At 64.5% G+C, this 22,205-nt stretch carries 22 protein-coding genes; 14 read left to right on the top strand and 8 right to left on the bottom strand.

Features of this window, described 5'->3' with window-relative positions; genetic code table 11:
- Position 1 precedes the first annotated feature (1 nt).
- The 7 genes from nuoE to H292_RS0101790 form a co-directional block, all read right to left on the bottom strand.
- A complete protein-coding gene (nuoE, locus tag H292_RS0101820; protein WP_020110238.1) occupies positions 2-829 on the bottom strand; it encodes an NADH-quinone oxidoreductase subunit NuoE in 828 nt (275 codons plus the stop codon).
- On the bottom strand, positions 826-2,157 hold the full coding sequence (gene nuoD / locus H292_RS0101815; RefSeq protein ID WP_019664153.1) for an NADH dehydrogenase (quinone) subunit D: 1,332 nt from the start codon (positions 2,155-2,157) through the stop codon (positions 826-828). Before nuoD ends, nuoE begins: the two co-directional genes overlap by 4 nt.
- Positions 2,157-2,813 carry an NADH-quinone oxidoreductase subunit C gene (locus H292_RS0101810; RefSeq protein ID WP_019664152.1) on the bottom strand — a complete coding sequence of 219 codons (657 nt, stop codon included), beginning with the start codon at positions 2,811-2,813 and terminating at the stop codon, positions 2,157-2,159. Before H292_RS0101810 ends, nuoD begins: the two co-directional genes overlap by 1 nt.
- A complete protein-coding gene (locus H292_RS0101805) occupies positions 2,810-3,364 on the bottom strand; it encodes a NuoB/complex I 20 kDa subunit family protein (RefSeq protein WP_019664151.1) in 555 nt (184 codons plus the stop codon). The genes H292_RS0101810 and H292_RS0101805 overlap by 4 nt, the downstream gene beginning before the upstream one ends.
- Positions 3,365-3,402: 38 nt before the next feature.
- Positions 3,403-3,762, bottom strand: a complete 360-nt coding sequence (locus H292_RS0101800; protein WP_020110237.1) for an NADH-quinone oxidoreductase subunit A — start codon at positions 3,760-3,762, stop codon at positions 3,403-3,405.
- 196 nt (positions 3,763-3,958) lie between these two features.
- Positions 3,959-4,366, bottom strand: a complete 408-nt coding sequence (locus H292_RS0101795; protein ID WP_020110236.1) for an Rv3143 family two-component system response regulator — start codon at positions 4,364-4,366, stop codon at positions 3,959-3,961.
- Between the two features lie 90 nt (positions 4,367-4,456).
- Complete coding sequence (locus H292_RS0101790; protein ID WP_027498555.1) at positions 4,457-5,101, bottom strand: CG0192-related protein; 645 nt, start codon at positions 5,099-5,101, stop codon at positions 4,457-4,459.
- 162 nt (positions 5,102-5,263) lie between these two features.
- On the opposite strand from H292_RS0101790, the gene H292_RS0101785 reads away from it, so the two are divergent.
- The 7 genes from H292_RS0101785 (at position 5,264) to H292_RS0101755 (ending at position 15,871) form a co-directional block, all read left to right on the top strand.
- Positions 5,264-5,443 carry a hypothetical protein gene (locus H292_RS0101785; RefSeq protein WP_020110234.1) on the top strand — a complete coding sequence of 60 codons (180 nt, stop codon included), beginning with the start codon at positions 5,264-5,266 and terminating at the stop codon, positions 5,441-5,443.
- Positions 5,444-5,519: 76 nt separating this feature from the next.
- Positions 5,520-7,049: an aldehyde dehydrogenase family protein gene (locus H292_RS0101780; protein ID WP_051127718.1), complete on the top strand. Its 1,530-nt coding sequence runs from the start codon at positions 5,520-5,522 to the stop codon at positions 7,047-7,049.
- Between the two features lie 38 nt (positions 7,050-7,087).
- A complete protein-coding gene (locus H292_RS0101775) occupies positions 7,088-8,608 on the top strand; it encodes an APC family permease (protein ID WP_020110232.1) in 1,521 nt (506 codons plus the stop codon).
- Positions 8,605-10,158, top strand: coding sequence for a GMC family oxidoreductase (locus tag H292_RS0101770; RefSeq protein ID WP_020110231.1), 1,554 nt, complete (start codon positions 8,605-8,607; stop codon positions 10,156-10,158). The genes H292_RS0101775 and H292_RS0101770 overlap by 4 nt, the downstream gene beginning before the upstream one ends.
- A complete protein-coding gene (locus H292_RS0101765; RefSeq protein ID WP_020110230.1) occupies positions 10,142-12,025 on the top strand; it encodes a putative nucleotidyltransferase substrate binding domain-containing protein in 1,884 nt (627 codons plus the stop codon). Before H292_RS0101770 ends, H292_RS0101765 begins: the two co-directional genes overlap by 17 nt.
- A gap of 23 nt (positions 12,026-12,048) precedes the next feature.
- Complete coding sequence (locus H292_RS0101760; RefSeq protein ID WP_020110229.1) at positions 12,049-14,718, top strand: MGH1-like glycoside hydrolase domain-containing protein; 2,670 nt, start codon at positions 12,049-12,051, stop codon at positions 14,716-14,718.
- Between the two features lie 49 nt (positions 14,719-14,767).
- A complete protein-coding gene (locus H292_RS0101755) occupies positions 14,768-15,871 on the top strand; it encodes an alcohol dehydrogenase catalytic domain-containing protein (protein WP_027498553.1) in 1,104 nt (367 codons plus the stop codon).
- Here the strand turns inward: H292_RS0101755 and H292_RS0101750 are convergent.
- Positions 15,853-16,659, bottom strand: coding sequence for an ABC transporter ATP-binding protein (locus tag H292_RS0101750; RefSeq protein ID WP_020110227.1), 807 nt, complete (start codon positions 16,657-16,659; stop codon positions 15,853-15,855). The genes H292_RS0101755 and H292_RS0101750 overlap by 19 nt on opposite strands.
- A gap of 116 nt (positions 16,660-16,775) precedes the next feature.
- On the opposite strand from H292_RS0101750, the gene H292_RS0101745 reads away from it, so the two are divergent.
- The 7 genes from H292_RS0101745 (at position 16,776) to H292_RS0101715 (ending at position 22,184) form a co-directional block, all read left to right on the top strand.
- Positions 16,776-18,110 (top strand): OFA family MFS transporter, encoded by a 1,335-nt coding sequence (locus H292_RS0101745; protein WP_019664139.1) that lies wholly within the window; start codon positions 16,776-16,778, stop codon positions 18,108-18,110.
- Positions 18,107-18,223, top strand: coding sequence for an MFS transporter small subunit (locus tag H292_RS28830; protein ID WP_020110226.1), 117 nt, complete (start codon positions 18,107-18,109; stop codon positions 18,221-18,223). Before H292_RS0101745 ends, H292_RS28830 begins: the two co-directional genes overlap by 4 nt.
- A 73-nt stretch (positions 18,224-18,296) precedes the next feature.
- The gene (gene dapB / locus H292_RS0101735; protein ID WP_081631835.1) at positions 18,297-19,055 is read left to right on the top strand and encodes a 4-hydroxy-tetrahydrodipicolinate reductase; all 759 of its coding nucleotides are present in this window, start codon (positions 18,297-18,299) and stop codon (positions 19,053-19,055) included.
- A gap of 4 nt (positions 19,056-19,059) precedes the next feature.
- On the top strand, positions 19,060-19,524 hold the full coding sequence (locus H292_RS0101730) for a hypothetical protein (RefSeq protein WP_020110224.1): 465 nt from the start codon (positions 19,060-19,062) through the stop codon (positions 19,522-19,524).
- A gap of 16 nt (positions 19,525-19,540) precedes the next feature.
- Complete coding sequence (locus H292_RS0101725) at positions 19,541-19,990, top strand: flavodoxin family protein (RefSeq protein ID WP_020110223.1); 450 nt, start codon at positions 19,541-19,543, stop codon at positions 19,988-19,990.
- Between the two features lie 27 nt (positions 19,991-20,017).
- Complete coding sequence (locus H292_RS0101720) at positions 20,018-20,929, top strand: alpha/beta hydrolase (RefSeq protein WP_020110222.1); 912 nt, start codon at positions 20,018-20,020, stop codon at positions 20,927-20,929.
- A gap of 34 nt (positions 20,930-20,963) precedes the next feature.
- On the top strand, positions 20,964-22,184 hold the full coding sequence (locus H292_RS0101715; protein WP_020110221.1) for a winged helix-turn-helix domain-containing protein: 1,221 nt from the start codon (positions 20,964-20,966) through the stop codon (positions 22,182-22,184).
- The last annotated feature ends 21 nt before the right edge of the window (positions 22,185-22,205 follow it).

Below are 22,205 nucleotides of genomic sequence, written 5' to 3'. Positions count from 1 at the left end.
GTCACGGTCCTTTCTCGGGGGGAACCGATTCCGTCGGTGCAGGAGCGGGCTTGTCCTTGGTGGTCTCGGCGGCGTTGGCCTGCTCGGAGCCCAACGGGGCGGCTCCACTGTCTCGCACTTCGTCCGCAGTCGGCGCGTTCATTCCGTGCTCGCGAGCGAACCGCAGACCTGCCAGCGTCGGCGCACCCGCACGTCCACCCGCGTGCACGGCGCCGAGCCGCTGGTCGGGGAAACCGGCGAGAATTCGCTCCGTCTCCTGGAACGTGCACAACGATGCACCACGGGTGGGAACCACCTCGGTGTCGGAGCGGAGCGAATCGACCAGTGCACGAGCGGATTCCGGTGTCTGATTGTCGAAGAACTCCCAGTTGACCATGACGACCGGCGCGTAGTCGCACGCCGCATTGCATTCGACGTGCGTGAGGGTCACGGCCGGATCGGCGGGGTCGACGTGTTCGCGCAGAGCGTCCATGATCGCGTCTCCGCCCATCACGGCACACAGAGTGTTGGTGCAGACGCCGACGAGGTAGTCGCCCGTCGGCTCGCGCCGATACATGGAGTAGAAACTCGACACGGCTGTGACTTCGGCACCCGTCAACCCGAGGTGCTCGGCGCAGAATTCGATTCCGGTGGGGGAAACATACCCGTCCTGGGACTGCACGAGGTGGAGCAACGGCAGCAGCGCCGACCGTGCCATCGCCGGGTTCGGCGCGTCCGGAGGCGAGTACCTCGCGATGATCGCCCTGGCGTCCTCGTCGAGGCGGACCCGGACATCGTCCGGGTACGGAGCCGGGCGGGTTCGGAGTCGAAGGTGGACCTTCTCGCTCATCGGTCGACACCGCCCATCACCGGATCGATGCTGGCGACGGCGGCGATGACGTCGGCAACCATCCCGCCCTCGCACGTCGCAGCCACGGCTTGGAGGTTGGTGAACGACGGATCCCGGTAGTGCACCCGGAACGGCCGAGTTCCGCCGTCGCTCACCATGTGCACGCCGAGCTCGCCGCGCGGCGACTCGACGGCAACGTAGACCTGCCCGGCCGGAACGCGGAACCCCTCGGTCACCAGCTTGAAATGGTGGATCAGCGATTCCATCGACGTGTTCATGATGTCCCGGACGTGGTCCGCGGAATTGCCCATTCCGTCGGACCCCACGGACAGGTCGGCCGGCCACGCGATCTTCTTGTCGTCGATCATGATCGGTCCCGGCCGGAGCCGATCGAGGCACTGTTCCACGATCTTCAACGACTCACGCATCTCCGCGACCCGAATGATGTAGCGGCCGTACGCGTCGCACCCGGTGTCGGTGCACACATCGAACTCGTAGTTCTCGTAACCGCAGTACGGCTGCGACACGCGTAGGTCGTGGGGCAGGCCGGTGGACCTGAGCATCGGTCCCGTGATCCCGAGCGCCATGCATCCGGTGAGGTCGAGATAACCGATACCCTTGGTTCGAGCCTTCCAGATCCTGTTGTCGTCCAACATGTTCGACATGTCGGTCAATCCGGACGGCAGTGTCTTCAGAAGGTCGCGTATCTTCTGGATCGCTCCCTCGGGCAAATCCTGCGCCAGACCACCGGGCCTGATGTACGCGTGGTTCATTCTGAGGCCGGTGATGGTTTCGAACACGTCGAGGATCTGTTCTCGTTCGCGGAATCCGAACAGCATCGCAGTCACGGCGCCGAGTTCCATCCCGCCTGTCGCCAGCGCGACGAGGTGCGACGAGATTCTGTTGAGTTCCATCAGCAGAACGCGAATCACGGTCGCGCGCTCGGGAATCTCGTCGGTGATGTCGAGGAGTTTCTCGACACCCAGACAATATGCAGCCTCGTTGAAGAAAGGGGACAGATAATCCATGCGCGTGACGAACGTGACGCCCTGGGTCCAGTTTCGGAACTCAAGGTTCTTCTCGATCCCGGTGTGCAGATAGCCGATCCCGCATCTGGCCTCGGTCACGGTCTCGGCTTCGATCTCCAGAATCAGACGCAGTACACCGTGCGTCGACGGGTGCTGCGGACCCATGTTGACGACGATCCGCTCCTCCGAGGACGTCGACGTGTCGGCGGCTGCCGCCACGATGTCGTCCCAGTCCTGCCCGGACACGGTGAAGGATTTCTCCGGAGGGGCCGACGTGTCGTGGCCTGCTGTGTCCGTCATCAGTTGTACTCCCGCCGTCGATCGGGTGGGGGAATGCTCGCGCCCTTGTACTCGACGGGAATCCCACCCAATGGATAGTCCTTGCGCTGGGGATGACCCACCCAGTCGTCGGGCATCTGAATGCGTGTCAGCGACGGGTGTCCGTCGAACTCGATGCCGAAGAAGTCGAACGTTTCGCGTTCGTGCCAGTCGTTCGTCGGGTAGATACCGACGAGGCTCGGGATGTGCGGATCCGATTCCGGCACCGACACTTCCAGACGAACACGACGGTTGTGGGTGATGGAGAGCAGGGGATAGCACGCGTGAAGTTCCCGGCCGGTGTTCTGTGGATAGTGAACGCCGTTGACGCCCAGGCACATCTCGAACCGTAGCTCGGGACCGTTTCGAAGCGTGCTCGCCACTGCGCGCAGGTGCTCGCGCCGGACGTGCAGGGTCAATTCACCGCGGAAGACTACGACGGATTCGACGGCGGCGTCGAACTCGACACCGAAGTCGTCTCGGAGTGCGGAGGCGAGTTCGTCTGCGACCGAGTCGAAGAATCCTCCGTACGGCCGCTCGGTGCTGCCCTGAACCAGCGGCGGTATCACGAGCCGCCCGTACCCTGAGGTGTCGCCCGTCCCGCGGACGCCGAACATCCCGCGCTTGTCCACCGTCATCGAAGCAGTCCCTTCAGCTCGATCGTCGGCCTGGAGTTCAATGCTGCTTCCTCGGCGGCACGCGCTACCGTCTCTCGGTCGACGCCCAGCGGCATCTCCTGAATTTTCTCGTGCAGTTTCAGGATCGCGTCGAGCAGCATCTCCGGCCGCGGCGGGCAGCCCGGCAGATAGATGTCGACCGGAACGACATGATCGACGCCCTGGACTATGGCGTAGTTGTTGAACATCCCGCCCGAGGATGCGCACACGCCCATTGCCAGAACCCATTTCGGCTCGGCCATCTGGTCGTAGATCTGCCGAAGAACCGGTGCCATCTTCTGGCTGACCCGTCCGGCGACGATCATCAGGTCGGCCTGCCGAGGGGATGCGCGGAACGCCTCCATGCCGAAACGTGCGATGTCGAACCGCCCCGAACTGGTGGCCATCATCTCGATCGCGCAGCACGCGAGTCCGAACGTCGCGGGCCACAGCGAGCCTTTGCGAACGTAGCCGGCGAGCCCCTCCACCGTGCTCAGCAGAAAGCCGCTCGGGAGCTTCTCTTCGAGACCCATGTCGGACCCTTCTTGTTGTTCGGCGCGCGATCGGCGGACTAATCCCAGCTCAAGCCGCCTCGACGCCATTCGTAGGCGTACGCGACGGCGGCGCTGACGATGAACATGCCCATTGCGAGAAGACCGAAGATGCCGAGCGCGTCGAAGTGAACAGCCCAGGGATAGAGGAAGACGATCTCGATGTCGAAGATGATGAACAGCATGGCCGTCAAGTAGAACTTGACGGGGTATCGGCCAGCTCCCATCGGCTGCGCGGTCGGCTCGATTCCGCATTCGTAGGCATCCAATTTGGCGCGGTTGTAGCGCTTGGGTCCGACAACTGCTGCGATGACGACGGACACGACGGCGAAGGCGACTGCGACAGCGCCCAGGACCAGAATGGGGATGTACTCGTTCAACCTGTGTCGCCTCTCCGTGCCTGCCTTGTGAGCAAATGAGGAGTTCTGTCGACCAAGAGGTCCTTAGCCAACAGAAATTGTGAGCTGGAACACAGCCTACCGGTGCGATGCCCCGACTTGTCTCGGTTTTCGGCCAGTCGGATCGGCGTGTCGGTCGAAAAGTTGATCTTGCGCCGTCACGAGTCGGCGAAGGAAATCAGTTGTGACCGACAGATTTCGACGACGTGCGCAGTAAATCCGTCACTGCCCTCGTCAGAACGAACGGGTCGAGGGGTTGCGACACCGCAGCATCGGCGCCGGACCACTCGGCCAGCCACCTGTCGTCGGGGCGACCGGTGAGAACGACCAGCGGCGGGCAGTGTTCGATCTCGTCCCTCAGCTGTTTGGCGACACCCATCCCGCCGGCCGGCGCTGCCTCTCCGTCGAGGATCGCAAGGTCTATTCCGCCTGCGTCGAGGTGATGCACCACCATGGGCTCGCTCGCGACCTCGAGGTATTCGACATCCGGAAGCGATGGATCGGGGCGTCGTCCGATGGACGAGGTGACGTCGGCGCGCGTGTGCGCATTGCTGCTGTAGACGAGGATGCGCAGCGAGGCGGTCACGTGAGCGATGCTACGTCCGAACCATCGCCGTGGGTACGGTTCGGCAAAATTAGGTAAACCTCTGTCCGACAACGAGTCCGTAGTCGTCTGTCAATCCTCGTGCGGCCTGATCCAGGCCAGGACGACGGGCTCGGACTGCCCGGGCCAGATGCCGGTCAGGGACGGGCCGGCTGCGGTCGATCGAGTGGTGTCGACGGCACGGACGAGGTCGATGCGCGTCGCCCCGGCGGTGATCGTCGTCGAGTCGTCGGAATCGATCGACGACACCGAGCCGAAGGCAGGTACCGGGGTGCCCGGGGTTCCGGTGCCGACGACTCGGGTGGTGACGGCCCGCTTCTCCGGCGGAGCCTCGTAGTCGTACTCCTCGTAGTCGTACACCAGGGCGGCCTCGGTTCCACCGGTCAGGATCGCAGTTACCAGCGCGGTCACGTACACCGGATCGGCCACACCGTCGTACGCCCATCTCGTTCCGAGGACCGAGTGCTCCATCGTCGTCACGAGGGCGTCGTCGGACCGGGGCCACGGTGCGCCGCGGTACGTGAGCGGGACCTGCAGTACTCGGCCGCCGGTCGAGATCAAGAATGTCTCGATCCCGACGGCACCGGCGGGATCGTCGAATCTGTACGCGCCGAGGATGTCGACATCCGTGCTGCTCGTCCAAGGACGTGACGGTAGCCAGGCGCGGAGAGCGTCGCGCTTGCTCGGCGTCAACTCTGCGGCGTGAATGATGGCCATGACGTGCACGCTACCTGCATGCCTGCGTTCCATTCAGTATCGATGTGTAACGGTTCGAGTGGTTGGACTGATTAACCATGCAACTCCGGAGCGCGGTGCCGCAGACCCCCGACTCGGCACCGCACCGGAGCCCTGAACCCCGGACGAGCTGCGAGGAAGCCCATGCACGATCATGTGACAGCCCAGTTTCCGCACGGCGACGGGCCCAGCGAGGACGTGTTGAACGAGTTCGGAGTCAGTCGTCAGGCATTCGTCGGCCGACTGCGCGAAATTCTGCTCCGTGATCCTCCCGCGGCACTCGACGACGTCGACGTCGCACGGGTGCTCGCAGCCTGCTCCTGACGGCACTGGCACACGAGGACCCCTCGCGGGCTTACGGTTGATCACGAGTCATCCGGTCAGCGAGAAGGAGTCCGACGTGCCCACCTCCGGAAACGAAGCACTCGACACAGCGAATCTGCGCCCGTCGTTGTGGATCGACGGACGATGGACGGAGTCGTCCGACGGGGGCACCCGGGAGATCGTCGATCCGTCGAACGGAAGCGTTGTCGTCGTCGTCGACGAAGCGACGCCCGCGGACGCGCGAGACGCTGTCACGGCGGCGCGTCGAACCTTCGACGACGGCGCCTGGCCGGCAACGGCTGTCTCCGAGCGGGCAGCGCTGCTGAGTACGATCGCGGATCTCCTGCAACGGGACAAGGAGCAACTCGCGCACCTGGAAACCGTCGACACCGGTAAAACGTTGGCCGAGAGCCGAATCGACATCGACGACGTGACATCGGTGTTCCGGTACTACGCGGAACTCGCGGCGGTGCACAGCGACCGGCTCGTCGACGTCGGACGGCCCGAAATTCTCAGCCGCGTCGTGCACGAGCCGATCGGTGTGTGCGTCATGATCGCGCCGTGGAACTATCCGCTTCTGCAGATCTCCTGGAAGATCGCACCGGCGCTGGCGGCCGGGTGCACGATGGTGCTCAAGCCCAGCGAAGTGACCCCGCTCAGCACCATCGCGTTCGCCAAACTGGTCGAAGAGGCAGGGGTGCCTGCGGGTGTGGTCAACCTCGTGCAGGGAAGCGGGGCCGTACTCGGTGAGGCGTTGACGACCGATCCGGACGTCGACTTCATCTCGTTCACCGGGGGACTGGCGACGGGCCGAACGATCCTGGCGGCGGCGGCCGCGAACGTGACCAAGGTTGCCGTCGAGCTGGGCGGAAAGAACCCGCACATCGTGTTCGCCGATGCACTCGTCGACGACGACGCGTTCGCGAACTCCGTGGATCATGTGTTGACCGGGGTGTTCCTGCACTCGGGGCAGGTGTGTTCTGCCGGGACCCGGCTGATCATCGAGGAGTCGGTAGCGGACCGATTCGTCGCTGCACTCGCCGAACGCGCGGGCCACATCACGATGGGATCGGGCCTGGACGAGAACTCCGAGACCGGACCGCTCGTGTCGGAGGCGCAGCTGAAGAAGATCGAGGGCTTCGTCGAACTGGGGATTTCCGAAGGTGCCGAGCTCGTCGTCGGCGGCAGACGGCCCGAGGATCCGCGCCTTGCTGCCGGCAGCTTCTTTCTGCCCACGGTGTTCGACAGATGCGATCGCTCGATGAAAATCGTGCAGGACGAGACGTTCGGGCCCATACTCACTGTTGAGCGTTTCACGACCGAGGAGGACGCGTTGCGTCTCGGTAACGACACGAACTACGGTCTCGCGGCGGGTGTCCGAACGTCGGACAGTGCGCGGGGCGAACGTATGGTGCGCGGATTGCGGCACGGAACGGTGTGGCTCAACGACTTCGGCATCTACACTGCTGCGGCCGAATGGGGCGGATTCAAACGATCCGGAAACGGTCGAGAACTGGGCCCGTCCGGATTGTCCGAATATCAAGAAGCCAAGCATATCTGGCACAACACCTCGCCCACGGCGGCCGGGTGGTTCAGCACCCCCTGAGATTCCACGAGTTCTGCCGGACGAAAGGCAGTACGAGTATGACAGTCGATTCCGACAGCGGCATGGACGATTTCGGTTACAAGGAATCGCTCGATCGAAGTCTGGGAAAGTTCGCCAGCTTCGCCGCAGGTGTGAGCTACATATCGATTCTGACCGGCACGTTCCAGCTGTTCTACTTCGGGTTCGGTACGGCCGGGCCCGCCTACCTGTGGTCGTGGCCTGCAGTGTTCGTCGGGCAACTCTGCGTCGCACTGTGTTTCATGGAGCTCGCCGCCAAATATCCGGTCGCGGGATCGGTCTACAACTGGGCCAAGCTTCTGGGGCGGCGCATCGTGGGGTGGTCTGCGGGCTGGTTGATGCTGACGGCGTCGATCGTCACGCTGTCGGCCGTGGTTCTCGCGTTGCAATTGAATCTTCCGCGAATCTGGACCGGTTTCCAGATCATCGGCGACGGCAGCGGAGACAACGATTTCGCGACCAACGCAGTCCTGTTGGGCGCAATCATGATTGCGATCACCACGACCATCAACGCGCTGGGTGTCAAGTTGATGGCAATGATCAACAGTGCCGGTGTGTTCATCGAGTTGATCGCCGCAGTGCTGATCGCCGTCATTCTCGCGGCCAACATCACACGAGGCCCCGAGGTCTTCTTCTCCACCAACGGATACGGAGCAGGTGAGAGCGGCGGCTTCCTTGCCGCGTTCCTCGTCGCATCTCTTGCGTCCGGCTACGTCATGTACGGATTCGACACCGCGTCGTCGCTCGGCGAGGAAACCGTCGAGCCCAGACGGACGGCACCGAAGGCGATTCTGCGCGCCATTCTCGCGTCGTTCGTCATCGGCGGGGCGATTCTCGTGTTCGCGGTGATGGCAGCCCCCGACCTGGAGGATCCCTCGCTCGGCAGCCCCGAGGGAAGTCTTCAGTCGATAGTCGAATCGGTGATGTGGGGTCCCCTCGGCACGGTCTTCCTGATCTGCATCGTCGTCGCCGTCGTCGTCTGCTCACTGGCCGTCCACACCGCAGCGATCCGTCTGACGTTCGCGATGGCGCGCGACAACGCATTGCCGTTCGGCGAGAGCCTGGCCAAGGTCAATCCGAAGACCCAGACTCCGGTCGTGCCTGCCGTGACGATCGGCGTGCTGGCCATCGCGATCCTCGTCGTCAACGTCGGTCAGCCGCAGATCTTCACGGTGCTGACGTCGATCGCGATCATCATGATCTACCTCGCGTATCTGATGGTGACCGGTCCGCTGCTCGTCAAGCGGTTCAAAGGAGAATGGCCACCGAAGGACCTGAAACCCGGCGGCTACTTCACGATGGGCAGAGCCGGCCTGATCGTCAATCTGGTCGCCGTCGTATGGGGAGCAGGCATGGCCTTGAATCTGGCGTGGCCGCGCGTCGCGGTGTACGGCAGTCCCTGGTACAACACGTGGGGTGCGTTCGTCTACATCGGTGTGATTCTGATGCTGGGTCTGGCCTGGTACGGAACGACGGGTCGTCGCCACATCGGTACGTTGAAGTCACATGCATCCACCGGTGAGGAGAGGAGTCCGTCGTGACGGACGCGGCATTCGATTACGTCATCGCAGGAGGCGGTACCGCAGGGTGTGTTCTCGCAGCGAGACTGAGCGAGGATCCGTCCGTGACCGTGTGCCTCGTCGAGGCTGGTCCGTCCGATGTGGGCGACGACAGCATTCTCGACCTGTCGCAGTGGATGCACCTGTTGGATTCCGGTTACGACTGGGACTATCCCGTCGAACCACAGGAGCGGGGCAACAGTTTCATGCGCCATGCCCGGGCGAAAGTGCTCGGAGGGTGTTCGTCGCACAACTCCTGCATCGCATTTCACCCGCCCGCGCAGACGCTGGACGACTGGGAAGCCGCGGGCGCAACGGGGTGGGGAGCGAAGGACGTGCTGCCGTTGGTGGCGCGAGTGGAGAACAACGACACCGGACGCGGTCACGACGGGCCCGTGCGCATCCGCGACATTCCTCCCGTGGATCCCTGCGGGACAGCGGTTCTGGAGTCCGCTGCCGAGGTCGGTCTGCCCACCGTGCAGTTCAACCGCGGTGACACCGTCATCGACGGTGCCGGGTGGTTTCAGATCAACGCAGGCGAGGACGGCACGCGCATGTCCACCTCACACGCGTATCTGCATCCGATTCTGGACTCACGCCCCAATCTCGAGGTTCGGACTCACAGCTGGATCAGCGAGATTCTGATCGACGACGCACTCACCGCAACCGGGATCCGCTGCCAACGACCTGATCTGACGGGGTACGACACGATCACCGCGCGCCGCGAAGTCATTGTCACAGCAGGCGCGATCGACACACCGAAACTGCTCATGTTGTCCGGCATCGGACCCGCGGATCATCTGCGCTCCATGGGAATCGATGTGCGAGTCGACTCGCCCGGTGTCGGTGAAAATCTCGACGACCACGTCGAAGGCCTCGTCTTCTGGGAAGCGTCACGGCCCATGGTGACGACGTCCTCGCAGTGGTGGGAAATCGGTATCTTCGCCGCGACCGAACCGAACCTCGACTACCCCGACGTCATGATGCACTACGGCAGCGTGCCGTTCGACATGAACACCCTCCGCTGGGGATACCCGACGACCGACAACGGATTCTGTCTGACTCCCAACGTAACTCAGGGCCGGTCGCGGGGCACGGTACGCCTACGGAGCCGTGACTTCCGGGACCGCGCGAAAGTGGACCCCCGATACTTCACCGACCCGGACGGACACGACGACGCAGTCATGCTCGCCGGCCTGAAGCTGGCGAGGAAGATCGCCGCGCGAGGGCCGCTGTCGTCCTGGATCGAACGTGAACTCGCTCCAGGACCCGACGCCGTGACCGACGACGACCTGCTCGAGTACGTGCACAAGACACACAACACCGTCTATCACCCGGCGGGCACCGCACGGATGGGGTCCGCCGCAGACGTCACGGCGGTGCTCGACCCGGAATTGAGGGTCAAGGGCGTACGCAACCTGCGTGTGGTGGATGCATCGGCGATGCCCAAGTTGCCCTCGGTCAACCCGAACATCACCGTCATGACCATGGCAGAGAAATGCGCGGACCTGATCCGTGGACGACACAGCTGACTTCCTCGCCCGCTACCCTCCGTTCCGGACCGCGACGCCCGGAGAATTGGGCGCGCTGAGCGCCGAGGCCCGGAGCGTCGAGTACCCCACCGGGGCAATCATTCTCGACGTCGACATGCGCGACGTCGATTCGGTGTGGGTGGTCCGACGCGGTCGGGTCGTCATTCTGCAGCCGGACGACACGGCGCTCACGGCCGTTCCCGTCGACACGGTCGACGTCGGCGGTGTGTTCGGGTTCTCGGCCATGTTGACCGGATCGACGTTCGGCTTCGTCGCTCGTACGACGGAACCGAGCGTCGTCGTCCAGCTGCCCGGGACGCTCATGCGCCCGCTGTTCTCCGAACCCGCGGGCCTGGCGTTCCTTGCCGAGGCGGTGACCACCGCCAATGCGGCTGTGGCTGGTCCGACCGACCGAACCACACGCAGAACCGTCGGCGACCTGGTGTCCGGTCCAGCGATCGTCGTCGATGCGGACACCACGGTTCGCGACGCAGTGCGGGCCATGACCGAACGCGGGGCATCGTGCGTACTGGTGCAGCTGGGCCGTGGCCGCTACGGGATCTTCACCGACCGCGATCTCCGCATCCGAGTCGTCGCCGCCGACATCGGCGTCGACACACCGATCTGCGCCGTCATGACCGCACCTGCCGAGACCGTCACCGCCGACCGATTAGCTGCCACCGTGCTGGTGGACATGCTGGATCGAGGTCTGCGGCACATGCCGGTGCTGTCGGGGCGAGGCGAGATGATCGGCGTCATCGAGGACTCCGAACTGCATGCGGCGTCGACCCGGCGGAGCTTCGTGCTGCGACGATCGGTTGCGCTTGCCACGACCACGGGCGAGCTGATCGACGCTGCTCGGAGAATTCCCGGTCTCGCGATCGACCTGTTCCGTGGTGGGACGGAACCGACTGCGGTGAGCGCCATCCTCTCGGTCGTCCTGGACAGCGTCGTCCGACGCGCGCTCGAGCTCGAGCGGGGAACAGACCCCGAAGTTCCGCGGTCCGACGTCGCATGGTTGACGCTCGGCAGCGTCGCACGTCGGGAAGCGATGCCGTCCTCGGACGTGGACAGCGCCCTGTCCTGGTCCGATCTACTGCCCGATCCGTCGGGCGGAGGGCGAACCCGGGACACCGCGCTGATGGACCTCGCTGCGCGAGTGCATCTGACCCTTGCCGCATGCGGTCTACCGGCCGACTCGAACGGTGCAGTGGCGAGTTCGCCGAGGTTTGCGAGATCGGCGACCCAATGGCAATCCGCGGCGGGACACTGGCTGAGCAACCCCTTCGGTGACCGGGGCAATCCGTCGTCGGATTCGGGCCTGATCATGTCGTCTCTACTCGTCGACGGGCGAGTGGTGTGGGGAAATCCCGAACTGCACACGGTGCCCGACGTGTACCGCACGATGGCCGCGGATCATCCCGACGCGCTTCGACTTCAACTGCGCGACGCACTGGCCGGGCGTGCCCGGCTTCGATCGCTGCGTGACGTACTGGCACGACGAGGCGGCACGTTCGATCTCAAGGCTCACGCGATCACGCCGATCGTCAATCTTGCGCGGTGGGGCGGCCTGTCCGTCGGGCTGGCCTCCGCGTCCACCCCGGCGAGACTGGCGGCGGCGTCGGGAAACGGGTTTTTGGCCGATCGCGACGTCGACATTCTGACCGAGGTGTTCACTCTGTTGCAGCGCCTGCGGCTGGGACATCAGATCGAACAGCTCGAAGCAGGCCTTGCGCCGGGAGACGTACTCGTCATGGGAGAGCTCTCCGCGATCGAACGTAGTGTGCTCGGAGACGGCGTCCGCGAGATCGCAGCGGTTCAGCGACGTGTGGGATATCTCGCGAGCAACGTCGGCGTGCGTCCGTGACGTCGAGATAGCAGACTGGGCGCGTGACCGACGACGCTGACACACCTTCGACCGCCGAACACTCACGCCTTGCCGAATCGCCCGGTGTGTCGGGCCCGTGGCGCCAGTGGGGTCCCTACCTGGCGGGACGACAGTGGGGGACGGTGCGCGAGGACTACTCGGCCGACGGCGATGCGTGGCAGTCGTTCCCCTTCGACCAGGCGCACGCCCGGGCCTACCGCTGGGGCGAGGACGGATTGGGCGGAATCAGCGACCGCTTCGGCTTTCTCAACTTCGCCTTCGCATTGTGGAACCGCAAGGACCCGATTCTCAAGGAGCGGCTGTTCGGGCTGACCAACGGCGAGGGGAACCACGGCGAGGACGCCAAGGAGTACTGGTGGGTCGTCGACGGCACTCCGACCCATAGTTGGATGCAGTGGCTCTACCGTTACCCGCACGCGGAATATCCGTACCGGCAGTTGCGTGAGGAGAACGCGGCGCGCGGGCGAGACGAACGCGAATACGAACTGTCCGACACCGGAATTCTGGACGGCAACCGCTTTTTCGACGTCCAGGTGACCTACGCCAAGGCGTCGCCGGACGACATGTGCATCGTCATCTCGATCACCAATCACGGACCGGACGCGGCGTCGGTCGACTTGCTTCCCCATCTGTGGCTACGCAACACCTGGGCGTGGGGCCGCGACGACAGGGCCGGGATGCTCCGGGCCGTCGAAGCGCCGGAACTGCAGGTCGGTGGGGTGACTGCCGTCGAGGCCGAGCACGGATTCCTCGGCAAGTACTATCTGAGCGCCGAGGGCCACCCCGAAGTCCTGTTCTGCGACAACGAAACCAACGCGGCCGAACTGTGGGGTCAGGAGAACCGCTCCGCGTTCAGCAAGGACGGAATCGGCCGACGTGTCGTCGGTGGTGACGTGGAGGCGGTCAACCCGGAGAAGTCCGGCACGAAGTCGGCGTTCTGGTTCTCGTTCGACGACATCGCATCCGGTGCGACGGTGGAGGTCAAGCTCCGACTCTCGACGAGGATTCCCGACGAGCAGACATTCGGACGCGGATTCGACGCCGTCGTGGCGGACCGACGTGCGGAGGCGGACGAGTTCTACTCCACCGTCATCGGACCCGAACTCGACGAGCAGGATCGGCACGTGGCTAGACGCGCCTACGCGGGCCTGCTGTGGACCAAGCAGCTCTACCGCTACGACGTCGAACAATGGCTCGAAGGCGACCGGGTGGGCGAGCCTGCACCGGAATCGCGTCGGGGTCCCGGTGGTCGCAACACTCATTGGCGTCACCTTGCTCTCGCCGACGTCATCTCGATGCCCGACGAGTGGGAGTATCCGTGGTTCGCCGCGTGGGACCTTGCGTTCCACACGATTCCGCTCGCGCACGTCGACCCGGATTTCGCAAAGGAACAACTCGTGCTCATGTGCCGCGAGTGGTCCATGCATCCCAACGGCCAACTGCCCGCCTACGAATGGGAGTTCGGTGACGTCAACCCGCCGGTACATGCATGGGCAGCGTGGCACGTCTATCGGATCGACGGTTACCGGGACCGTGAGTTCCTGGTTCGCGTGTTCACCAAGTTGCTGCTGAACTTCGCCTGGTGGGTCAACCGCAAGGACTCCGAGGGATCGAACATCTTCGAGGGCGGGTTTCTCGGGATGGACAACATCGGGTTGTTCAATCGATCCGCACCTCTTCCGCCGGGGTTCCGGCTCGAGCAATCCGATGCCACCAGTTGGATGGCGTTCTACTGCCAGCAGATGTTCAAGATCGCGTTGGAGCTCGCGCGGCACGACAGTGCCTGGGACGACGTGGCGACCAAGTTCTTCGCGCACTTCCTGTCGATTGCGAAAGCTGTGAAATCGTTCGGATCGCAGCATATTTCGCTGTGGCACGAGGAAGACGGATTCTTCTACGACGTCCTCGTTCCGCCCGAGGGTGACGCTGTCCCGCTGCGCGTGAGATCGATGGTGGGCCTTTTGCCGATCCTGGGGGCGACGGAGATTCCGTCGTGGGTGGAGGACGAGTGCCCGGACCTGACGGCGCGGCTCCGGTGGGTGCAGCGACGCAGGCCGGAGATGATCAGTCCTCTGCTCGCACGCAAGGACGGAGACGAAGTACGGGTGCTGCTCTCGCTCGTCGAACCGGAGCGTCTCAAGCGTGTGCTGGCCAGAATGTTCGATTCCGAGGAGTTCCTGTCGCGGTTCGGCATACGTTCACTGTCTGCTTCCTACCGCGACGGAGTCACGTACGAGATCGACGGCCGGAGCCTGTCGATCGAGTACGAGCCGGGGGAGTCCCGCACCGGGATGTTCGGCGGCAACTCGAACTGGCGCGGGCCCATCTGGTTCCCGGTCAACGTCCTGCTGGCCGACAAGTTGCGGGCGTACGGACGGCACTACGGCGACTCCTTCACCATCGAGATTCCCACCGGGTCGGGGAACCACTGCACCCTGACCGACGCCGCGGATCTCATCGACAACGGTCTGGCTGCTCTGTTCCGGCCCGTCGACGGGAAACGACCGGCCGACGGGGATCGCATCGAGTCCAGTGACGACCCTCTGTGGAGTGTGCACCCGACGTTCAACGAGTATTTCGACGGCGACACCGGGGAGGGGCTCGGAGCGTCCCACCAGACCGGCTGGACCGGATTGGTCGCGCACCTGCTGCGGCCCCGCCTTCCCCTGTGAGTACTCGAGTAGGGCAGGGCGCGCATTTCCGCTCACCTAGAGTGTGGGAATGAAGATCCGCGGCGCAGTTCTCGAGGAAATCGGACGACCACGGCCATTCGCCGAGTCGAAGCCCATCTCCATCTCCGAGCTGGATCTGGCTCCACCGGGTCCGGGGGAAGTGCTCGTGCGGATCGAAGCAGCCGGGCTCTGCCACTCGGACCTGTCCGTCGTCGACGGCAACCGAGTTCGCCCGGTACCGATGCTGCTCGGCCACGAGGCCGCGGGCCGAGTCGAGACCGTCGGAGACGGTGTCGACGATCTGCCCGTCGGGACCCGAGTGGTCATGACGTTTCTGCCGCGATGCGGAGATTGCGCAGGATGTCTGACCGACGGCCAGATGCCCTGCATCCCGGGCAGTGCCGCCAACAACGCCGGCACCCTGCTGGGCGGTGGAGCCAGGTTGGACCGAGCCGGGTCGGAGGTGAAACACCACCTCGGCGTCTCCGGCTTCGCGACCCACGCCGTCGTCAGTCGCAAGTCCGTCGTCGCTGTCGACGACGACATCCCGGCCGATGTCGCGGCAGTGCTCGGCTGCGCGGTACTCACCGGAGGAGGGGCGGTGCTCAACGCCGGCCGACCGCGGCCGGGGCAATCGGTGATGGTGATCGGGCTCGGCGGCGTCGGAATGGCCTCGATCCTGACCGCCGTGTCGGTGGGGGCAGGTGAGGTGATCGGCGTCGACGGTGTGCCGGACAAACTGGCCGTCGCCCGTGAACTCGGTGCAACACAGACGTTCTCGCCCGCAGAGCGAGAAGAACGCGGCGTCAAGGCCGACATCGTGATCGAGGCGGCCGGCAACGCGCGTGCATTCGAAGCCGCGGTAGCGGCGACGGCTCCCGGCGGTACGACGGTCACCGTCGGGCTACCCGCGCCCGACGCCCGGTCGTCGATCTCCCCGTTGGTTCTCGTCGCCGAAGCACGCACGATCATCGGCAGTTACCTGGGCTCGGCGGTGCCGTCGCGGGACATCCCGCTCTACGCCCAGATGTGGCGTGAGGGACGGCTTCCGGTGGAGAAGCTCATCAGCTCACGGATCGGGCTGGCCGACGTCAATCGCGGAATGGACGAGTTGGCCGACGGCAAAGCCATCCGTCAGGTTATCACGTTCTGAACGGCGGTTGCCACCCACCGGCCGCCTCGACGGTCGATCTCGATGGGGTGATCGAAGCACGCGCTGATGTTGGCCGTGGTGATCACCTCGTCGACGGCCCCGCTCGCCGTGATCCGACCGTCGCGGATGAGGACGGCATGCGTCGTCGACGTCGGGATCTCCTCCAGATGGTGCGTCACCAGAATGCTTGCGAGCGAGGGGTGTTGGCGTCGCAGACTGTCGACCGCGGTCAGAAGCTGTTCGCGTGCAGCGAGGTCGAGTCCGGTGGCGGGTTCGTCGAGCAGTAACAGCGCGGGGTCGGCCAGTAGTGCGCGTGCGATGAGTGCGCGTCCCCGCTCGCCTTGAGAGAGCGTGTACCACGGTGACGAGGATCGGTTCTCGACGCCGAGGGACTCGATCAGGCGTTGTGCGCGCGACACCTCGCCGTCCGACGGCGACCATCGGGGGATCAGATCCGGAGTGTTCGTCAGCCCGGTGAGCACGGCCTGTATCAGTGTCAGTGACGGTTCCATGTTCAGACGCGGGTCGACGTGGCCTATGTGCGTGCGGAGTTCGCGCATGTCCACCCGACCCAGCCGATGCCCGAGGACGTGCACGGTGCCGTTCGTGGGATGAACGAACGCCCCGAGAAGGCTCAACAACGTACTTTTACCTGCGCCGTTCGCGCCGAGCAATACCCAGTGCTCGCCTTCGGCGATGCTGACGGACGCATCGCGCAGCAGGAAGCGACCGTTTCGAACCAGGTCGACGTGATCCGCTCGGAGAACGGCACCGGTTTCGTCACTCACCTTCAGGACGCTAGCGCCGTCGGTCGGACCCGGTGTGATCGGCCCCCGGCGTGTGATGTTTGACTCACCCAAGTCAGTGGAAAGTTGTATTGGTTGCCACCGAACAAGGGATCTCGATGACTCTCGCGATACTCGAACGATCACGCATCGTTGCCACCCCGGAATGGAGCCGATGGCTCATCCCACCCGCAGCACTGTCGATCCATCTGGCGATCGGATCCGCATACGCGTGGAGCGTCTTCAAGAACGCCATCTCCGCACCCACCGCCATGGATCTCAGCGGCACGGTCACGGCCATACCGTTCCAGCTCGCCATTGTCATGCTCGGTCTGTCCGCAGCCGTGTTCGGGACCAGGGTGGAGAAGAACGGGCCCCGCTGGGCGATGACCGTGTCCCTGATCTTCTTCGTGAGCGGACTGTTGCTGTCTGCCTTGGGAATGAGCCTCGACCAGTTCTGGCTGGTGATCTTCGGGTACGGGTTCGTCGGCGGCATCGGACTCGGCATCGGGTACATCTCGCCGGTCTCGACGCTGATCAAATGGTTCCCGGACCGGCCAGGGATGGCGACGGGTATCGCGATCATGGGCTTCGGTGGCGGTGCCCTCATCGCGTCACCGTTGACCACCCAATTGCTTTCGGGCTTCGGTGGTTTCACCGACGCGTCGATCGCACAGACGTTCCTGGTGCTGGCCGTCGGCTACGCCGTGTTCATGGCGCTGGGGGTCGTCCTGATCAGAGTGCCGGCCGACGACTGGAAACCCGCAGGCTGGAACCCCTCGGCGTCGTCTCCGTTGGTCGCGACTCACAACGTATCGGCGGCGAACGCGGTCAAAACGCCTCAGTTCTGGCTGCTGTGGATCGTGCTGTGTTTCAACGTGACCGCGGGAATCGGCATTCTGGAGCGCGCGTCGGGGATCTACCAGGACTTCTTTCCCGACGCCACCTCCCCGGAATCACTCGCGGCTGCTGCAGCCGGTTTCGTGGCCTTCCTGTCGCTGACCAACATGATCGGACGGTTCGTGTGGTCGTCCGTGTCCGACCTGGTCGGCCGCAAGAACATCTACCGCCTCTACCTCGGCGTCGGTGCGCTGCTGTATCTCTACATCGCACTGTTCACCAACTCCAACAAGGTTCTGTTTCTCGTCTCGGCGCTGCTCATTCTGTCCTTCTACGGCGCGGGATTCGCGACGATGCCCGCGTATCTGAAAGACATGTTCGGCACCTACCAGGTCGGCGCCATCCACGGTCGATTGCTGACGGCATGGTCGGTCGCAGGTGTCCTCGGTCCGCTGATCGTCAACGCCATCGCCGACGCCGGAGAGGACGGTCAGGTCGGCCGCTACCTACCGGCGTTCTACGTGATGATCGCCCTGCTCGCCATCGGATTCGTCGCGAACGAACTGATCAAGCCCGTGAACTCGAAGTACCACGAACCGGAGGTCGACGCATGAACTCGACACGTCAGCACACCGTCATGATCTTGGCCTGGCTGTGGGTGACCGTGCCGTTCGTCTACGGGCTCTACGAGCTGATCCTCAAAGCCAAGAATCTCTTCGGCAGCTGAGTGGTCTGTGTTCGCAGGTCGTCAGTAGGCTTCACACGACCAATCGTGTCGGTGAGAAGAGAGTGGAACAGACGTGAGTTCAGAAGCATCTATCCGAGTCGGCGTACTGGGTGCCCGCGGCAAGGTGGGCCAGGCGATCTGCGCCGCTGTCGAGGCTGCGTCGGACCTCGAACTGGTCGCGACCGTCGACGCCGGTGACCCGCTCTCGCTGTTCGTCGACTCGGCCACCCAGGTGGTCGTCGACTTCACTCATCCCGACGTCGTCATGCCCAACCTGCAGTTCCTCGTGGAGAACGGAATCCACGCCGTCGTCGGAACCACCGGGTTCGACGAGGAACGGCTCGCGTCGGTGACGGAGTGGCTGGGGTCCTCGCCTCGGACCGGTGTGCTGATCGCCCCCAACTTCGCCATCGGAGCAGTCCTCACCATGCGCTTCGCGGAGCAGGCCGCACGCTTCTTCGACTCGGTCGAGGTCATCGAGCTGCACCACCCGAACAAGGCCGATGCACCCTCGGGAACCGCCTATCGCACTGCGGAACTCATCGCGAAAGCACGAGCGAAGGCAGGGACCCCGAAGAGCCCCGATGCCACCACGGTGGAGTTCGACGGTGCCCGCGGCGCCGAGGTGGACGGAGTTCGCGTCCACTCGATCAGGCTCGCCGGTCTGGTCGCGCATCAGGAAGTTCTCCTCGGCACCCTCGGCGAGACACTGACGATCCGTCACGACTCGCTCGATCGCACGTCGTTCGCGCCGGGCGTCCTGCTGGGGGTCCGCGAGATCGCCGGACGGCCGGGGCTGACCGTCGGACTCGATTCCTTCCTCGATCTGTAAGACCATGAACAAAGCGACGAAAGTCCTGCTGACCATCGGCGTGATGGTGTTGATTCTCGGGTTCTACTTCTACCTTCTCGGAACCCGCGGAATCTCCCTCGTCCAGACGGGCGGACCGGTCAACATCGGGCTCGGCATCGGAGTGCTCCTCCTCCCGATCATCGGCGTCTGGATCGTCGGGGCCACCCTCAAAGCCGGATTCGACCATCAGCACCTTGCGCAACGCGTCGACGACGAGGGCCTCGAACTGGACGTGACTGACCTGCCGCGCATGCCCTCGGGCAGGATCTCCCGGGAGGCAGCGGACGAGCTGTTCCAGACGATCAAGGCCGAATGGGAGAAGGACCCGGACAACTGGCGTAACTCCTACCGACTGGCGAGGGCGTACGACTACGCGGGGGACCGAGGTCGGGCGCGCGAGACCATGAAGCGAGCCGTCGCGCTCGAGCGCCAGGAATCCTCGTCATGACGGCGACCCCGACCTGATGGCAACCCTCCTCGTCGTGCACCACACGCCGTCGCCGCCGACGCGGGAGCTGCTCGAGGCCGTCCTTGCCGGTGCAGCCGACCCTGCCATCGAGGATGTCACCACCCGGGTCGTGCCCGCGTTGGCAGCTACAGTGCCGGATGTTCTCGCAGCCGACGGATTCCTCTTCGGAACACCGGCGAATCTGGGATACATGTCGGGGGCGCTCAAACACTTCTTCGACACCACCTACTACCCGTGCCTGGGCGCAGTTGCCGGTCGGCCCTACGGGCTGTGGGTCCACGGCAACAACGACACGGCCGGTGCCACTTCCGCTGTCGAGAAGATCGCGACCGGATGGAGTCTGGACAAGGTCACCCAACCGCTCGGGATCACCTCGGTGGACAGAACTGCGCGGGAGAAGTGTTACGAACTCGGCGCAACCGTGGCCGCGACTCTGATGAACTGACTGGGTCTTTCGCCTAGTCTGGCACGCGTGACCGGTGACCGATATGCGAGGTTCCTGCCCGAGAAGTATCGGCCGAACGAACAGCCGGTCTCGACGAGATGGCAGTGGCGCGACTCCGACGTTCACATCGTTCGTGCCGGCGACGCGCACGCGCCGCTGAAGGTACTCGCCGTCCACGGCGCGGGCGGACATTCCGGTGCGCTGTGGCCGTTCGCGGCGCTGGCGGCAACCCGGGGAGCGGAAGTGTTGTTTCCCGACATGCCGTTGTACGGCCGCACCGCAGTCCCGGATCCGGGAAGCGTCACGTACGAGGACTGGATCGACATGATGTGCGATCTCGTCCTGACGGAACGACGACGAGATCCGAGGCCGCTGGTGCTGTTCGGCGCCAGCATGGGCGGCATGCTGGCCTACGAGGTCGCCGCGCGTACCGGCGAGGTCGCCGATGTCGTCGCGACGTGTCTGCTCGACCCGTCCGACCCACAGGCGCGTTCGGCGGCAGCGCGGTTCGGTTTCCTCGGCGGACCGTCACCGGCGCTGCTGAAGCTCGGCGCTCGGCTGTCCCGCCGTACGAGGCTACCGATCCGATGGTTGATCGACATCGACAACATGAGCGCCGATCCGGAGTTGTCGGCGCTGTGCGCATCCGATCCGTTGGGTGGGGGAGTGTCGGTACCCCTCGGCTTTCTGAGCAGCTTCTTCTCGTTCGAGCACACGCAGCCGCAGACGTACCGCGGTCCCCGGGTGACACTGGTCCATCCCGCCGAGGATCGGTGGACTCCGCCGGAGATCAGTGTTCGATTCCTCGAGCGCATCGCCGCCGACACGACTCTGGTGTACCTCGACGGGTGCGGGCACTTTCCGATCGAGGAACCAGGCCTGTCGCAGCTCGTGTCGACGATGGAGGACCTCGCCCGGACGCACGGCTGGCGGAGCTGACCGATCTGTCGGACCTTCGTGGCAAGGTGGGGCCATGCGCGAGATGAGTGCCGCGATGGCGAAGCGTACGGCCCTGGCGGCCCAAGGTCTGGCGTCCCCTCATCGTGTGACGGAGCGGGGCGCGTCGTCGAGGGCAGTGCACACGGTCATCGAACGAAATCGGTTACTGCAGATCGATTCGGTGTCGGTGCTCGTTCGTGCCCACTACGCGCCATTGTTCAGTCGGGTCGGAAAGTACGACCGGTCGGTGCTCGACGCCGCGGCGTGGACCGACACCGCGCGAAGGCCGCGCAGGCTCGTCGAGTACTGGGCGCACGAGGCCGCCCTGGTGCCGGTCGAGGACTGGCCACTGTTTCGCTGGCGCACCGAGCTGTACGCGCACGGGCGTTGGGGTGGTGCACACACCGTTCTGGAGCGTAATCCGTCTCTGTCGCAGGACATCCTGGATGTCTTGAGAGATGCGGGGCCGTCGAGCGCCGGGGACATCGAGCGAGTCCTCGACTCTCCGCGTCCCGGTCGAAAAGGCCCGTGGTGGGACCGCAGTGACGTGAAGGTGGTCGTCGAGCAACTGTTCGCTGCGGGTGTGGTGTCGGTCGCCACCCGCAGCGGATTCGTCCGGCGGTACGATCTGGTCGAGCGTGTCGTACCCGAACATGTTGCAGCGCAGGTGGTGTCGGAACCCGACGCCGTACGGCAGTTGGTCGCACAGTCGGCGTCGGCGCTCGGAATCGGAACGGAGCCCGATCTCCGTGACTACTATCGCTTGTCGCAGAAGCAGACGAAGGCCGCCATTGTCGATCTCGTCGAGGACGGCACACTGGAACCTGTCGCGGTCCGGGGCTGGGGAGCGGCGGCATACCTCCACGCCGATGCCAGAACGCCCAGAGCGGCAACAGGATCCGCGCTTCTGTGCCCGTTCGACCCGATGATCTTCTGTCGTCCCCGCGTCGAGCGGATCTTCGATTTCCACTACCGCATCGAGATCTACACACCCCAGCACAAGCGAGTGCACGGGTATTACGTGTTCCCGTTCCTGATGGACGGGGACCTCGTGGCCAGGGTCGACCTGAAGGGCGACCGTGCGGCGTCGCAACTGCAGGTCCTCGGAGCGTTCGTCGAAGGGGACCGCGATCCCGGACCCATCGCCGATCGCCTCGTTCCGCACTTGCGGGAGATGGCCGAATGGCTCGAACTCGAGTCGGTGGTGGTCGGTGAACGCGGGGACCTCGTGGGTGCACTCTCCCGCGCGCTCTGAGACGAGGGTCAGCGCTTCGGC

This window comes from Rhodococcus sp. 114MFTsu3.1, from assembly GCF_000383555.1.
In the GTDB taxonomy this organism is placed as follows: Bacteria; Actinomycetota; Actinomycetes; order Mycobacteriales; family Mycobacteriaceae; genus Rhodococcoides; species Rhodococcoides fascians_E.
Note: the sequence above shows the minus strand (reverse complement) of the source record. Positions and strands in the feature narration are given on the sequence as shown.

Coding starts and splice junctions, on each gene's coding strand:
- nuoE (WP_020110238.1), bottom strand. CDS start 829: ATGAGCGAGAAGGTCCACCTTCGACTCCGAACCCGCCCGGCTCCGTAC.
- nuoD (WP_019664153.1), bottom strand. CDS start 2,157: ATGACGGACACAGCAGGCCACGACACGTCGGCCCCTCCGGAGAAATCC.
- H292_RS0101810 (WP_019664152.1), bottom strand. CDS start 2,813: ATGACGGTGGACAAGCGCGGGATGTTCGGCGTCCGCGGGACGGGCGAC.
- H292_RS0101805 (WP_019664151.1), bottom strand. CDS start 3,364: ATGGGTCTCGAAGAGAAGCTCCCGAGCGGCTTTCTGCTGAGCACGGTG.
- H292_RS0101790 (WP_027498555.1), bottom strand. CDS start 5,101: ATGGCCATCATTCACGCCGCAGAGTTGACGCCGAGCAAGCGCGACGCT.
- H292_RS0101785 (WP_020110234.1), top strand. CDS start 5,264: ATGCACGATCATGTGACAGCCCAGTTTCCGCACGGCGACGGGCCCAGC.
- H292_RS0101775 (WP_020110232.1), top strand. CDS start 7,088: ATGACAGTCGATTCCGACAGCGGCATGGACGATTTCGGTTACAAGGAA.
- H292_RS0101755 (WP_027498553.1), top strand. CDS start 14,768: ATGAAGATCCGCGGCGCAGTTCTCGAGGAAATCGGACGACCACGGCCA.
- H292_RS0101745 (WP_019664139.1), top strand. CDS start 16,776: ATGACTCTCGCGATACTCGAACGATCACGCATCGTTGCCACCCCGGAA.
- H292_RS28830 (WP_020110226.1), top strand. CDS start 18,107: ATGAACTCGACACGTCAGCACACCGTCATGATCTTGGCCTGGCTGTGG.
- H292_RS0101730 (WP_020110224.1), top strand. CDS start 19,060: ATGAACAAAGCGACGAAAGTCCTGCTGACCATCGGCGTGATGGTGTTG.
- H292_RS0101725 (WP_020110223.1), top strand. CDS start 19,541: ATGGCAACCCTCCTCGTCGTGCACCACACGCCGTCGCCGCCGACGCGG.
- H292_RS0101715 (WP_020110221.1), top strand. CDS start 20,964: ATGCGCGAGATGAGTGCCGCGATGGCGAAGCGTACGGCCCTGGCGGCC.